The organism is Moorella humiferrea (genome assembly GCF_039233145.1).
Lineage (GTDB): Bacteria > Bacillota > DSM-521 > Neomoorellales > Neomoorellaceae > Neomoorella > Neomoorella humiferrea.
Window position 1 is genome coordinate 1,742,890 of the sequence record NZ_CP136419.1, and the last position, 14,556, is coordinate 1,757,445.

A 14,556-nucleotide genomic window follows, 5' to 3' on the forward strand; every position below is an offset into this window, starting at 1 on the left:
TAATGAAATTGCAAGTACGTGATTATTCCTGAACGGCTTTGCCCTGTCGATCGGCGGATCTAACGACGGTTCTTAAATGGAGTTCCAGGAGCTGTTCCGGAGCAACAGGAGATGGCGCTCCCGTCAGTAGGCAAGTGCCGCTCTGGGTTTTGGGGAAGGCGATACAGTCACGGATCGTATCCCGCCGCGCCATTAGCATTACCATGCGGTCCAGGCCGAAGGCAATACCGCCATGGGGCGGGGTGCCGTATTCAAAGGCCTCCAACAGGAAGCCAAATTTTTCCTGCGCCTCCTCAGGAGAAAAACCTAAGAGGCTAAACATTTTTTCTTGAATGTCGCGGCGGTGGATACGAATACTTCCCCCGCCCAATTCGACACCATTTAAAACCAGGTCATAGGCCAGGGCACGTACCTTTAGCGGATCCGTATCCAGCAGAGGCCAATCTTCCTCCATGGGCATGGTAAAGGGATGATGAACGGCCACGAAACGTTTTTCTTCCGGACTGTATTCCAGGAGGGGGAAATCGGTAACCCAAGTGAAGGCCAGCTGCCCGGGATCATAGAGGCGCAGCCGCCGGCCCAGCTCCAGGCGTAACGCCCCGAGGGTGCCGGCCGCTATCGTCTCACTATCGGCAACGAACAGAAGGAGGTCACCTTCCCTGGCTTGCATTACCTTCATCAATTCCTGAAGTTCTTCAGCGGTGAAAAACTTGGCAATTGGTGAACGGACGCCTTCCGTAGTTATGGCCATCCATGCCAGGCCTTTGGCCCCATATGTAGTCGCAAGTTTTGTCAATTCATCCAACTCGCGGCGCGAGAAGGCGGCACCGCCTTTCACACATAGGCCGCGCACCACACCTCCCGTGGCCACCGCATCACGAAAAACCTTAAAACCGCACTTTTTAACTTCCGTTGAAACGTCCTGAATCTCAAGGCCGAAGCGGAGATCGGGTTTATCGGTACCAAAACGGGTAATGGCTTCCTGATAAGTCAGCCGCGGCAAGGGCAAATTAATCTCCACACCCAGGGTTTCCCGGAAAATATGGGCCATCAATTCTTCTACCAGATTTAAGATATCTTCCCTCTGGATAAAGGACATTTCCATATCCAGCTGGGTGAATTCAGGTTGACGGTCGGCCCTTAAGTCTTCATCCCGGAAACAACGAACGATCTGAAAATAACGTTCGACACCCGCCACCATCAGGATTTGTTTAAAGAGTTGGGGTGACTGGGGCAGGGCAAAGAATTCTCCCGGCCGCAGCCGGCTCGGCACGAGAAAATCCCTAGCGCCTTCCGGGGTGCTGCGGGTAAGCATGGGGGTTTCGATTTCCCAAAAGCCACGGCCGTCGAGGAATTCGCGAATGGCCCTGGTCGTTTGGTAACGCAGACGCAAGATCTCCTGCATCTCCGGGCGGCGTAAATCCAGGTATCGATAGCGCAGGCGCAGGGCCTCATCGACGCCAATATTGTCTTCAATGTAAAACGGCGGAGTTTTCGCCCGGTTGAGGATCCTTAGCTCCCTGGCCTCGACCTCGATGGCACCGGTGGCCAGGCGGGGATTGGCCGTTCCTTCAGGCCGCTGCCTTACTCTGCCCCGCACGGCCACCACATATTCGTTGCGCACTTCTTCGGCTTTCTTAAATGCTTCCCCGCTTTCCGGATCGCACACGACCTGGACCAGGCCGGACCGGTCCCGCAGGTCGATAAAGATGAGGCCGCCGTGATCGCGGCGGCGATGCACCCAACCCATCAGAGTAACTTCTTCACCTGTATTTGTCGCCCTGAGCTCACCGCAGCCGTGGGAGCGGTGCAGCCCGGCAATGCCCTCAAGCACTAAAGCCACTCTCCTTTTTCTGACGGCAATAATTAACAACCTCGTCCAGGGAAACTTCTTCCTGGATCCCCGTGTCCAGACGACGAATTAAGACCCGGGCGCGGGACAATTCCTCTTCCCCCAGGATTATAACCATTTTAGCCGGGTAACGGTTGGCGTACTTCATCTGCGCCTTAAGGCTGCGCCCCAGGTAATCTTTGTCCGCCCGCAGCCCGACCGCCCTTAAGGCGGACAAAAGGCGGACTGCCGCCTTGTCCAGCCCGTCACCTGCCGTTGCCACCAAAACATCAATGCCCCCGACAGATGACGGCTTTCCGCCCTGAGCTTCCATGGCGAGAAGAACCCTTTCCAGGCCGAGGCCAAAGCCAATACCTGGTATTGGTTTCCCTCCCAGGGCTTCCACCAGACCGTCGTAACGTCCACCGCCGCCGATGGAGCTCTGGGCGCCGATGCCTTTAACCATAATCTCAAAAGCAGTATTGGTATAATAGTCCAATCCGCGGACCAGATGCTCGTCCAGGATATAAGCAATTTTCAGTTCCTGTAAATATTCCTGGACCTTCGCAAAATGTTCCCCGCATTCCCGGCAGAGGGAGGCGGCGATCGTCGGTGCTCCGGCCACAATCTCCCGACACACGGGGCTCTTGCAGTCGAAGATGCGTAAAGGATTGCGTTCAAAACGGCCCTGGCAGGTAGGACAGAGATCGCCCAGGTGCGGCCGCAGGTAATCCTGGAGTTTCTCGCGGTGCATGGGACGGCATTTCCGGCAGCCGACACTGTTTAAATGCAGTTCCAGGTCTTCCAGTTCCAGGCGGTTGTAAAAATCCATGGCCAGGGCAATTACTTCGGCATCCAGAGCCGGATCCCGCGAACCAAAAGCTTCTACCCCGAACTGATGAAACTGCCGCAGCCTGCCGGCCTGGGGCCTTCCATAACGGAACATGGGGCCCAGGTAAAAGAGCTTTACCGGCAAACCTCCCCCTTCCATGTGGTGTTCCAGGAAGGCCCGTACTACAGGGGCCGTACCTTCAGGACGCAGGGTCAGGCTGCGTCCGCCGCGGTCGTTAAAGGTATACATTTCCTTTTCTACGATATCGGTGGTATCTCCCACACCCCGATCAAAGAGCTCGGTATGTTCAAATATGGGTGTACGGATTTCCCGGTAACCATACAACTGGCTTACCCGTCTGGCCGTTTCTTCCAACCGATACCAGCGGCCTACTTCTTCCGGCAGTATGTCTTCCGTACCCCTTGGTCGAGTTGTCAGCATAACTGGCCTCCGTTTTAATAATTAAAAGAAGGGATTATCGACCCGTTCGGCGCCGATGGTGGACGACGGGCCGTGGCCGGGATAGATTTTCAAGTCGTCATCAAGGACAAAGAGTTTTTCTTTGATGGCATTGATTAATTGGTTATAGGAGCCGCCTGGTAAATCGGTACGGCCGATAGACCCGGCAAAGAGGGTATCTCCGGTAAAAATCAAGCCTTCTCCTTTTAAACAAATACCCCCCGGCGTATGTCCCGGCGTATGAATCACCGTCAGGGTGATGGTACGACCGATATTTATGGTGTCTCCTTCTTTTAAAAAACGATCGGCCTCGGGGCTTTTATCCCGGCTGCCCATGAACAGAGAAAGGTTGCGTCCCGGTTCCGTCAGGTAAGGGGCGTCGTCTTTATGGATTAGGACGGGGGCGCCGGTGGCTTCTTTTATGGTGCCGTTGGCGCCGATATGATCTATATGGCCGTGGGTATTGATTATATAGGCTATTTTTATCCCCGCTTCCTGGGCGGCGGCGAGGATACGCTCCCCTTCAGCCCCCGGATCGATTACAGCGCCTTCCTTTGTTTCCCGGCATCCCAGTAGATAGCAGTTGGTCCCCAGCGGGCCAACCAGCAGGGTCTTTAAAAACATATGGCAACTCCTTCCCGCAATATTGCGTCGCTAGAACAACCTGCGGCTATCCAGTAACATGGTTACCGGGCCGTCGTTTTCCAGGGAAACGAGCATTTCTGCCTGAAAACGGCCGGTATTCACCTTAACCCCATAGCTCTTGAGAGAGGCAATAAATTCCTGGTATAGTTTTCGGGCCAATTCTGGGGGGGCCGCTTCGGTAAAACTAGGGCGCCGTCCTTTACGGCAGTCCCCGCAAAGGGTGAACTGGGAGACCGCGAGGACCTCCCCCCCGGTATCGCGTACCGATAAATTCATTTTGCCTTCCCCGTCGGCAAAGATCCGCAAATTGGCTACTTTATCGGCCATATAGGCCACGTCCCGTTCGTCATCTCCACGGGCGACGCCTAAAAAAACTAACAATCCCGGACCTATGGCCCCAACTTCCTGGCCTTCTACCGTGACCCGTGCCCTTTTAACGCGCTGAACAACCGCCCTAATGCTCGTCACCTGCCTTCCAGTTTAACACAAAAGCCTTTATCCTGGAATTACCCTTTTGACTTCCATTACATCGCGGATGCGGCGTATTTTATCCATTATATAATTTAAATGTTCTAGACTTCTAATTTCAATTTTTAAGTCTACCAGAGCCTGATCATTTCTGGTGGCCCTGGCATGGACGGAATTGATTATCGTCTTGGTATCAGTTACGGCGGCCATGATGTCCATGGCCAGGTTCGGTCGGTCCAGGGCCAGGGCTTCGATATGCACCTGGTAGGTGGCGTCGGGAGTATCTTCCCAGGCCACCTCTATAATGCGCTCCTTTTCCGTCGTGAGGTGGTGATGGAGGTTCGGGCAATCACTCCGGTGAACGCTAACACCCCGCCCGCGGGTTATATAGCCCAGAATGGCGTCGCCCGGAAGGGGGTTGCAGCAGTGGGCCAGACGGATATCCAGGTTGTCCATTCCTTTTATTTTGATGCCGGCGGAAGTCCTAACATGGCCCTGCCACGGTTTGACGGCCGTTTTAAGAACTTCCACCTGAGAGTTTTCTTCTTCTCCTTTCATCCGTCCCAGTACCTGGGCGGGAGTTAGCTGCCCCTCCCCCACTAAAACATACAGCTCTTCAGGGCTTACCACATTAAACCGGCGGGCTGCTTCCTGGAGCAAAGCCGGCTTTAACGTTTCCTCCGGATCAAGGCCCTGTTTCTGGCATTCTTTCTCCAGCATTTCCCTTCCCCTGGCCAGGTTGTTGTCCCGCTCCTCCTTTCTAAACCACTGACGAATGCGGTTTTTGGCCTGGGAAGTCTTGACGATGTGCAGCCAGTCGCGGCTGGGACGACTGCCCTTGGTGGTTATAATTTCCACAATGTCCCCGGTTTTTAATTTATAATCCAGGGGCACAATACGTCCGTTAACCCGGGCCCCGGTACAGCGGTGACCTATATCGGTATGAACCCGGTAGGCAAAATCTATGGGTACCGACCCGGCCGGCAATTCTACCACGTCGCCTTTGGGAGTAAATACGTAGACCCGGTCGGAAAAAAGATCGATCTTTAAGGATTCCATAAACTCCCGGGGGTCGCGCATTTCCCGCTGCCAATCCAAAAGCTGCCGCAGCCACGTCAGCTTTTTTTCAAAATCCGGGTCGGAAGTACCGCCCCCTTCTTTATAACGCCAGTGGGCGGCAATGCCGTATTCGGCCGTACGGTGCATTTCCCAGGTACGAATCTGTATTTCAAAGGGATCCCCGTTCGGGCCGATAACGGTGGTGTGCAGGGACTGGTACATATTGGGTTTGGGCATGGCAATATAATCTTTAAAGCGGCCGGGAATGGGTTTCCACAGGGCATGAACCAAGCCCAACACCGCATAACAGTCCTTGACGCTGTCGACTATAACCCTTACGGCAATGAGGTCGTATATCTCGCTTAACTCTTTTCCTTGTTTTACCATTTTATTATAAATGCTGTAAAAATGCTTCGGCCGCCCCTGGATATCGGCCTTAATACCCCCCTCGGCCAATTTTTCACCTAAGATATTTACCACCTGCTGAATGTATTCTTCCCTCTCCCTGCGCTTCATGTTGATGCTGTTTACCAGTTCGTAGTAGCGCTCCGGTTCAAGGTAGCGCAGGGCCTGATCCTCTAGTTCCCATTTCAGACGGAAAATGCCGAGGCGGTGAGCCAGGGGTGCGAATATTTCCAGGGTTTCCCTGGCAATCTCCTTTTGCTTTTCCGGGGGATGATGCTTTAAAGTGCGCATGTTATGCAGGCGGTCGGCCAGTTTAATCAAAATGACGCGGATGTCCTGGGCCATGGCCAGGAACATCTTGCGCAGCGTTTCCGCCTGCTGTTCCTCTTTCGTCTTACATTCCAGGCGGCTGAGTTTGGTGACGCCGTCGACCAGCAGGCCCACCTCATCACCGAAAAGCTCTTTGATAGTGTCCAGGCTGATGGGGGTATCTTCCACCACATCGTGTAAGAGGGCTGCCGCCAGGGTAACCACATCAAGCTGGAGCTCTGCCAGAATGGCAGCTACGTTCAAAGGATGGGTAATATAATCTTCACCGGAACGGCGTTTCTGTCCCCGATGGGCGACGGCGGCAAACTGATAGGCATCTTCTAAAAGTTTCAGATCCGCGTCCGGCTGATAACTTTTGATCTGTTGTTTCAGTTCCTCCAGGTCCACGAACAATCACCTCCCTCCTGCAATTTGCCGATAAAACTGTCTGCTTATTTCCGTTTCCGCCAGGAGCTGGCGGTAACGGCGGGAATCCATTAAATTAGTCCTGCCGGTTACCGGTATAAGTTTTATGGCCAAGTCGGTTCCCTGATTTTCTACTTGGATAAGGCCGAGCTCTTCAAAAATAGCCAGATACCATCGTAAATGATAACCCTTATTATTCATTATGTAAAGCCTGCTGCCGTTGCCAGTCCCTATCTTGAGCTGCCGGTAAAAAAATATGAGTTCCCTGCGCCAGTCTGTCGGCCGCCAATCCTCCTCCAGAGTACGGATATATACTCTGGGCGTTTTTTCAACCAACGGCAGGGCCAGTTCCACTTCCTCAAGACTGTCGGGAAAATAATTAAAAACGACGGCGTCGGCGGGATAAAACCACGCCGGCACTTCCCTTCTGGCAATCAGGAGGGGCATACGGCCGCTCAAGGCCTCTTCCCTGGCCAGCAGGAGGTGACGGGGGTCGGAAAAGGCATCCACGGCCACACTCACATCCTTCACTTCTCCCCGTAACCTTTTAGCCGCCTCAACCATCTGCACCCCGTCCCTTTCATATAGAAGAACCTTTTGGCCCTCGGCCAAAAGCCCCATCAGCAGGGGTAAAGGTTCCCGGAACAACATCAACTGTTCCGGGGCGCACCGGGGTTGAAGCTTTATTAACGACCGCTTTTCTTCGATTCCCTGCACCAGAAAGGAAACCACCGAGGCTTCCCTGCCACGAACAGCCTCGAAAGACCAAAAGGGGTGACAGGTAATGAGGGAGCGCCTTTCGTTTAAAAGCCTGTTAAGACTTTTACCTCCAATCCAGGGAGGTATGGGCAGGAAATTATTTTCCGTACCTTCCCAGCGTTTCAAACCATTATAGCACTGGCGGACGGCAGAACTGTTAGCCAAAATGATGCGCGCAACCGGTGCGGCGGCCAGAGCATCTGTCAGCTGCCGTGGCCAGGTGGAGCAGGTGGCCGTTGCGGTGGCCGCAACCTGCTCCTTATACGACCAGGTCGCCAGCGGCACAGGTTGGGAGGGCCGAAGGGCCGCCAGGGAAAGGCGCAGTCCTTCCTTTCCCAGGTAATTGTCGCGTTCCAGGTAAAAAGCCAGATCCACCCGATCCCCGGGGGATACTTCCGGCGGCAACTGGAGGTTAAAGCCAATGGCTTCCATTTGCCTGCCTTCTCCTGAAAGCGTCAATTTCAAATGGGCGCCGCCATTCCCCACCTGGCGTGCCGTCTTTATCCTGGCGTTGTTGTAGACCAAAAGGGGAGGGGGATTACCTTCGCCGAAGGGAGCCAGGCTTTCCAGCTCCCTCAAGAGTTCCCAATCGAGCTGGCTGAAAAGCACTGCGGCATCCGGCATTATTTCCGGCATCGGCGGGGCTTCGGCCATAAGCGACGCCACGATTCTATCAAATGCTTCCCGAAAGGCCGGTATTTGCCGCCTTTCGATTTCCAATCCTCCTGCCAGGGCATGGCCGCCGAAGCCTAAAAGATGGGAACTGCACCCGGCAAATATCTCATTGAGGTTTATTCCCGGCAGGCTCCGGCCAGAGCCCCGGCCCCTATCGCCCATAACGGCAATTAAAACAACGGGGCATCTATATTTTTCCACCAGCCGGGAAGCAATAATACCGATTACCCCAGGATGCCACCCCTCTGCCGCCAGAACCAGCCCCTTCGCCCCTTCGGCCATAGCCGCCACGGCCATGGTTTCGGCTTCAGCGGCAATACTCTCTTCCATATAACGCCTGCTCTGGTTTTCCTGCTGGAGATGGCGGGCCAGTTCCCACGCCCGCTGAGGGGAGGGAGTCAGTAAAATTTCCAGGGCGGGGAAGGCGCTGCCCAGACGCCCACAGGCATTAAGGCGCGGCACAATCCCGAAAGCCACTTCCCTGGCCGTCCACTCCCCGGCGGGCAGACCCGCCACCTCGCCCAAAGCCTGCAAGCCGGGGCGAGGATACCTGGCCATCGCCTTTAAACCCAGCTGAACTAAAAGTCGATTTTCCCCCACAAGCGGTACGGCATCGGCAATGGTGGCCAGGGCGGCCAGATCCAGGACCCAGCCGGCGGCAACCCCATCAGGAGCCGGAAGGTGGAAATGCTTTGACAGAAATTGGGCCAATTTAAAGGCCACCCCGGCACCGCATAATGGAGGTAGCCCCGGTGTAAGCCAGGGATTAACAACGGCCACGGCCTCCGGAAGGCTTGTCCCTGGCCGGTGGTGATCGGTAATAATCAGGTCCAGACCCTGTTCCCGGGCAATGCCGGCTTCTTTTACGGAGGTAATACCGCAGTCCACAGTTAAGACCAAAGAGCAGTTTAACTCCAGGGCCTTTTTTAAGCCCTTCTCTTTTAAACCGTAACCTTCACTGAGGCGTTCGGGGATATACGCTTCGGCTTCAACTCCCAAACGCGCCAATGTTTCCAGTATGATTGCCGTGGCCGCCAGGCCGTCGACATCATAATCGCCGTGGATTAAAATCTTTTCTCCTTTTTGTATGGCCTGAATCACTCGTTCACCGGCCGCAGTCAATCCGGGTAGCTCTTCGGGGGAAATGAGGTTGACCGGATCCGGATACAAAAAGGCCCGTGCCTTCGCCGCCGTGTCTATTCCCCGGTTTAAAAGGATTTGCGCCGTAACCGGCGAGATATGTAATTCCCGCGCCAGGGCCAACCTCTCGGCATTTAATGGAGGCTCGGTCCAACCTATACTACTCAAGCCCGTCCGGTCCCTTCCTTCCTGCCTCCCTCTGTGCCGGCCGCCGCTTCTTTTTCATAGTAGATACCGGCTTCCTGCAGTTTCTTGAGATTATTTTTTAATTCTTTAATCTCCCGGGCCTGGCGCACCTGCCTTACCGCTCCTAGTAAAAATACCGCCAGGGCGCCAAAGGCCGCAGAACCCAGGATCACCAACACCAAGGAGATGTGGCGAAACTGCCAGAACAGAAAATTAATTTCCACCGGTTCGGCGTTCTGGAGGGCGAATACGGCCACCAACAAGGCAAAAAGAATGGCCATCAGGGTAAAAAACTGCATTTTTAAACTCCCCCGTTAAAAGTTTCAACCCTAATCATTTCGCCTTGGGACGCTTTTTTCCTTCTCCGGACAGGAGGCACACACCGGGCAGTCTGCAGATTTAGTACACGGTTCGGCGTGAATTAAAACCTCGGTATAAGGGAGGGCCGCCTTAATCTCGTCACCAATGTGTTCACATAGGTCATGAACGTACTCAATATGTTGATAGCGCGGCACCACCAGATGCAAGTCTACCTGACGTTCCCGGCCGGCCCTGCGGGTACGCAGTTTATGAAACTCTACATACTCATCAGCATGGCGCGCTATAATTTCTTTTATTATCTTTTCTTCTTCATCCGGCAGGCTAACATCTGTTAAAGGTAACAGAGCCTCCTTCATTAAGCCATAGGCGGCCTTGATGATCATGGCGGCTACGATAAGGGCCACTGCGGGGTCTAGCCAATGAAAGCCGGTAATGTACAGGGCCGCCAGGCCCGCCATTACGCCGAAGGAAGTATATACATCAGTACGAAGGTGCCAGGCATCGGCCTCCAGTGCTATAGAGTCCGTCTCCTTTGCCACCCGGAAGAGATAGCTGGAAACCAAATAATTAATAATGCCGGCCCCGGCCATAACTGCCGCGCCGGTCAGGGGTTCACTGACGCTATGCCCTCCCCTTACAAGGCTTTTTAAAGCATCGTTAATAATCCATAAAGCCGCCATAAAAATCAACAGGGCTTCAATGGTTCCGGCAATATTTTCGATTTTGCCGTGGCCGTAGCGGTGCTCGGCGTCGGCAGGTTTGCTGGCTTCGCGTACGGAAAAATAGGCAATAGCCGCCGCTGCCAGATCCAGCCCGGAATGGATGGCCTCCGACATGATGCTCACCGAGTGCATCCAGTAGCCGATGCCCAGTTTGCTTAGCACCAACAAAGAATTGGATAATATGGAAATCCTGGCGGCCCTTGTACGCATATCCATGGCCCAAGACCTCCCGGTCATGGTAAAATTAAAAAATTAGACTTCATCCGGGAGCGATGAAGTCCCTTTTACCAATCTTTTTTACATTTTACACCGCGAACCGGCATCCTGCAAGCCGCTCTGATTAAAAAAGTCCAAGCAGGCGCCCGGTCAGCAGCGCAGCAGTTATAAGTAAAGCGGCCCCGCGTATGCCCAGGTAAAAAACACCCCGGGTCAATCCGGACGCCGGCTGGCCCACGTCGGTAAAATAAGTCCCTCCCATGGTACCGACAATACCCGCCACAAGCACTCCCCACAAGGGTCCAAGAAAAACTCCTGCCGTGATGAGGGCCGCCAAAGTGCATGTCATCAATTTTTTACCTGCCTGTAAGGCGTCTTCATGACTAGAGTTCCACCGCCGCATAATTAATTCGTCTACCAGCAGAGCAGCGCCTCCCATCACAACTGACCCAGTGACATAAGCAATAGAAAGCCCCGGTACCCGGCCGAAAAGCCCAAGGGCTGCTCCCGAAATCCAGAGAAGCAACAGGCCCCGCCAGGGCCTGAGCATTCCCACCGCCAGAGCCAGGGCGCAGGTTAGACCTCCCACAAAAAGTATGATTAAACCCATATTTTTAGCATCCCCAGGGCGTAGTTAACTATGCTTAAATATTATTGCCCACCGGTTAAATAGCGGTGGGCACTTTAATAGCTGGATCATTCAGCATCAAGTTATTCGATAAGGCTTTTTTTCTTTAGAAAATCCCTGGCCACCTGGGCCACTTCCTTTTTTTCTTCATCCACCTGGTAATTCAGCTGGCGCATTTCATCATCATTTAGCTGGCCGGCCAGCTTGTTAAGGACCTCTTCCAATTGGGGATACTTCTCAAGGGTATCCATACGTACTAGCGGTGCTGCAAAGTAAGGCGGGAAGAAGTGCTTGTCATCTTCCAAGATTTTTAGGTTATAGGTAATCAATTGGCCATCGGTGGAAAAGGCGTCGATTATATCTACCATTTTATTGCCAATGGCTTCATATTTGAGGCCCGTTTCCATCTGCTTGGCGCTTTTGAAATTTAGCCCATATGTTGCAATTAAGCCGTCATAGCCGTCCGGGCGGTTGAAAAATTCCTGCTCGGCCCCAAATACCATCTCACTGGCCACGTTTTTCAGGTCGGATATTTTTTGTAAATTACGCTGTTGAGCAACCTCCTCCCGTACTGCCAGGGTATAGGTGTTATTAAAGCCAAAAGGTTTTAGCCACTTCAACTTGAGCTGCTCGTTATATTCCTTTTGGACGGTATCATAGGCCTTCTGGGGGTCATTAATAACATCCTTTTTCAAGATGGCCACCAGGCCGGTACCGGTGTAGTCAGCATAAAGATCTAAATCGCCTTTTTTAAGGGCGTTAAAGTTAACCAGGGTACCGCCAAGGTTTAATTTGCGTTCAACCTTCAGGTCCGTGTGGGCTTCAATGAGTTGGGCCATTATCTCCCCCAGGATAATATTTTCGGTAAAGTCCTTGGAACCCACCACCACCGTATCCTTTACCTCCGGACCACCGCCGCAACCGACAATGCCAAGTAGGAGTATGGTGAAGCTCATAACCAACGCAAAAAACTTTCCCCCCACCCGTGCAGTTTTCTTATGCAAAATATCCCACCCTTTCCTTAAAAAAATTATAATGCATTTACAGTCTTTTTCTTTAGCCCCCGTGGGATCAACGCCTGTTCCAAGAGGGCTAGCACACCGTCGGTAACAATGGCCAACAGTGCCGCAGGTACAGCTCCCATGAGGACCATGGAATTGTTCCTGGTTTGAATACCCCGCCAGATTAACGTCCCCAGTCCACCCGCGCCGATGAGCACACCAATGGTGGCAATGCCAATAGCGGTCACCAGGGCTACACGCAGGCCGGCCAGGATCACCGGCAGGGCAATCGGCACCTGCACCCGACAAATCAATTGCCTCCTGGTCATACCCATGCCTTTACCTGCTTCCAGCAAACTGGTATCTACTCCTAACAGCCCCGTATAGGTATTACGCACGATGGGCAACAGGGAATAAAGGAACAAAGATACAACGAGGGTGGTATCCCCCAGCCCGAACAGCATCATCAATAGAGCTAACATAGCCAGGCTGGGAATTGTTTGGAGCACTTCAATGAATGCCATGATGGGCTTGGCTAACCACCGGTACCGCGTCAAGAATATCCCCAGCGGGATACCTCCCGCAGCTGCCAACGCTACTCCCATGACCGACAGGCTGAGGTGTTGCCAGCTCAAAGCCAGGACCCTATTCATCTTTCGCCTCCTTTCCCGTTATTTACCAAAAGGCGAAACAGCTATCACAGGCCACGCGGGGTTACCATGCGCTCTATAGCCCCTAGCAACCAGCTGGCCAGGAGCGCCAGCATGGCTGCGGGTAATGCCCCCGCTAGGATGAGCTTGGCGTCATAGGTATGGATGCCGGCAAGTATTGGATCGCCCAATCCCCCGGCGCCAATTAAAGCTGAAAGGGTGGCCCAGCTGATAATATATACAGTAGACACGCGTATCCCTGACATGATAACCGGGAAGGCCAAGGGGAACTGTATCCAGGTTAAAAGCTGTCTTTGATTCATTCCCATACCTATGCCGGCTTCCAGGTAGGCAGGGTTTACTTCGCGAATGCCGGTATAGGTGTTGCGTAGGATAGGGAGAATTGAGTAAAGAAACAATACAGTCATAGCCGGAACTACACCAATACCGAGAAAAGGCAGAACAAAACCAAAAAACGCCAGGCTGGGAATGGTTTGAATAGTACTGGAAATACCCAGCACCACCGCCGCCACTCGCTGATGGCGGGCGAGCAGAATACCCAAGGGCACCGCAATAATGGTCCCCAGCAGCACCGCACCTAGCGAAAGCAGCAGGTGTTCAGCGGTGGCGGCCAGGATACTTGAACCCTTGGCAGCCAGAAAGTCTCTCCAGCTAAGCACTAACCTCATCCCCCCATACTACCGATGCCAGGGCATTGACCATGCTGGTCCTGGTAACCAGTCCCTTCAAACGCCCCTCCTTATCAATTACCGGCAGGTATTCTAGTCGCTCCCGGGCAATCAAGTCAAAAGCTTCCCGGGCCGGTGTTCCTTCAAGGACTGTGGGAACATCGCGCGCCATCAAGTCCTGTACCTGGTGCGCCCGCTGGTAGTTGCGGTCCAATTCCTCGATAGATACCGCCCCTAAAAGCTGGCCTGACGCATCGGTAACCAGCAGCGTATCTACCTTTTTACGCCGCATGATGGCAACTCCTTCGGCAATACCCGTATGGGGTCGCACCGTCACCGGTTCACCAATCATCACCTGTTCTACGGTGCGCAATTCCAGCCCGGAAGCCAATCGCTCTTTGCCGATAAACGATGCCACGAACTCGTTGGCCGGATGCCGCAGCAGCTCTTCGGGCGCTGCCACTTGGACGATGTGGCCGTCCTTCATTACTACAATCCGGTCGGCAAGTTTCAGGGCCTCGTCCATATCGTGGGTAACAAAGAGAATGGTCTTGTGCAGCTTGGCTTGCAGGGCCTTCAATTCCTCCTGGAGGTTTTCCCGTGTAATGGGGTCAAGGGCGCCAAAGGGTTCATCCATAAGGATGAGGGGTGGTTCTGCCGCCAGGGCCCTTAGCACGCCGATGCGTTGTTGCTGCCCTCCGCTTAGCTCCGAAGGATACCGGTCGGCGTATTCATCAGGGTCCATACCCACCAGTTCCAGTAATTCACGGACGCGCCGCCGCCGGCGTTCGGTCGGCCAACCCAATAGACGAGGTACCACATCTACATTCTGGGCAATAGTCATGTTAGGAAACAGGGCGATCTGCTGGATAACATAGCCAATCTGCCGCCGTAACATCACGGGATTCTGTTTCCGGATATCTTTACCATTAAGGTAGATAGTCCCGGAGGTGGGTTCGATAAGGCGGTTAACCATTTTTAAGGTGGTGGTCTTGCCACAACCGCTGGGGCCAATTAACACAATAAATTCCCCGGCTTCCACTTCCAGATCAAAATCGGCCACGGCTATTCGATTGCCGTCATATACTTTTGCGACGTGCTCGAAGGTAAGCATGGCGTCCTCCTTTCAACAGGA

At 53.6% G+C, this 14,556-nt stretch carries 13 protein-coding genes; all 13 read right to left on the reverse strand.

Going from position 1 to position 14,556, the window contains the following annotated elements:
- Positions 1 to 22 precede the first annotated feature (22 nt).
- Positions 23 to 1,834 (reverse strand): aspartate--tRNA ligase, encoded by a 1,812-nt coding sequence (gene aspS / locus MHFGQ_RS09120; protein ID WP_170066108.1) that lies wholly within the window; start codon positions 1,832 to 1,834, stop codon positions 23 to 25.
- Positions 1,827 to 3,104, reverse strand: coding sequence for a histidine--tRNA ligase (gene hisS, locus MHFGQ_RS09125; RefSeq protein ID WP_106004255.1), 1,278 nt, complete (start codon positions 3,102 to 3,104; stop codon positions 1,827 to 1,829). The genes aspS and hisS overlap by 8 nt, the downstream gene beginning before the upstream one ends.
- Before the next feature lie 21 nt (positions 3,105 to 3,125).
- Positions 3,126 to 3,746 (reverse strand): MBL fold metallo-hydrolase, encoded by a 621-nt coding sequence (locus MHFGQ_RS09130; protein WP_106004254.1) that lies wholly within the window; start codon positions 3,744 to 3,746, stop codon positions 3,126 to 3,128.
- A gap of 30 nt (positions 3,747 to 3,776) precedes the next feature.
- The gene (dtd, locus tag MHFGQ_RS09135) at positions 3,777 to 4,226 is read right to left on the reverse strand and encodes a D-aminoacyl-tRNA deacylase (protein WP_106004285.1); all 450 of its coding nucleotides are present in this window, start codon (positions 4,224 to 4,226) and stop codon (positions 3,777 to 3,779) included.
- Between the two features lie 36 nt (positions 4,227 to 4,262).
- Positions 4,263 to 6,416, reverse strand: a complete 2,154-nt coding sequence (locus MHFGQ_RS09140) for a RelA/SpoT family protein (protein ID WP_106004284.1) — start codon at positions 6,414 to 6,416, stop codon at positions 4,263 to 4,265.
- 6 nt (positions 6,417 to 6,422) lie between these two features.
- Positions 6,423 to 9,176 (reverse strand): single-stranded-DNA-specific exonuclease RecJ, encoded by a 2,754-nt coding sequence (gene recJ / locus MHFGQ_RS09145; protein ID WP_170066107.1) that lies wholly within the window; start codon positions 9,174 to 9,176, stop codon positions 6,423 to 6,425.
- On the reverse strand, positions 9,173 to 9,493 hold the full coding sequence (locus MHFGQ_RS09150; RefSeq protein WP_106004253.1) for a LapA family protein: 321 nt from the start codon (positions 9,491 to 9,493) through the stop codon (positions 9,173 to 9,175). Before MHFGQ_RS09150 ends, recJ begins: the two co-directional genes overlap by 4 nt.
- A 30-nt stretch (positions 9,494 to 9,523) precedes the next feature.
- Positions 9,524 to 10,453, reverse strand: coding sequence for a cation diffusion facilitator family transporter (locus MHFGQ_RS09155; RefSeq protein WP_106004252.1), 930 nt, complete (start codon positions 10,451 to 10,453; stop codon positions 9,524 to 9,526).
- A gap of 124 nt (positions 10,454 to 10,577) precedes the next feature.
- Positions 10,578 to 11,063 (reverse strand): hypothetical protein, encoded by a 486-nt coding sequence (locus MHFGQ_RS09160; protein ID WP_106004251.1) that lies wholly within the window; start codon positions 11,061 to 11,063, stop codon positions 10,578 to 10,580.
- Between the two features lie 101 nt (positions 11,064 to 11,164).
- A complete protein-coding gene (locus MHFGQ_RS09165; RefSeq protein ID WP_170066117.1) occupies positions 11,165 to 12,037 on the reverse strand; it encodes a glycine betaine ABC transporter substrate-binding protein in 873 nt (290 codons plus the stop codon).
- 74 nt (positions 12,038 to 12,111) lie between these two features.
- Positions 12,112 to 12,735: an ABC transporter permease gene (locus MHFGQ_RS09170; protein ID WP_106004249.1), complete on the reverse strand. Its 624-nt coding sequence runs from the start codon at positions 12,733 to 12,735 to the stop codon at positions 12,112 to 12,114.
- Positions 12,736 to 12,779: 44 nt separating this feature from the next.
- Positions 12,780 to 13,421, reverse strand: coding sequence for an ABC transporter permease (locus MHFGQ_RS09175; protein WP_106004248.1), 642 nt, complete (start codon positions 13,419 to 13,421; stop codon positions 12,780 to 12,782).
- Positions 13,405 to 14,535: a betaine/proline/choline family ABC transporter ATP-binding protein gene (locus MHFGQ_RS09180; protein WP_106004247.1), complete on the reverse strand. Its 1,131-nt coding sequence runs from the start codon at positions 14,533 to 14,535 to the stop codon at positions 13,405 to 13,407. Before MHFGQ_RS09180 ends, MHFGQ_RS09175 begins: the two co-directional genes overlap by 17 nt.
- Positions 14,536 to 14,556: the final 21 nt, after the last annotated feature.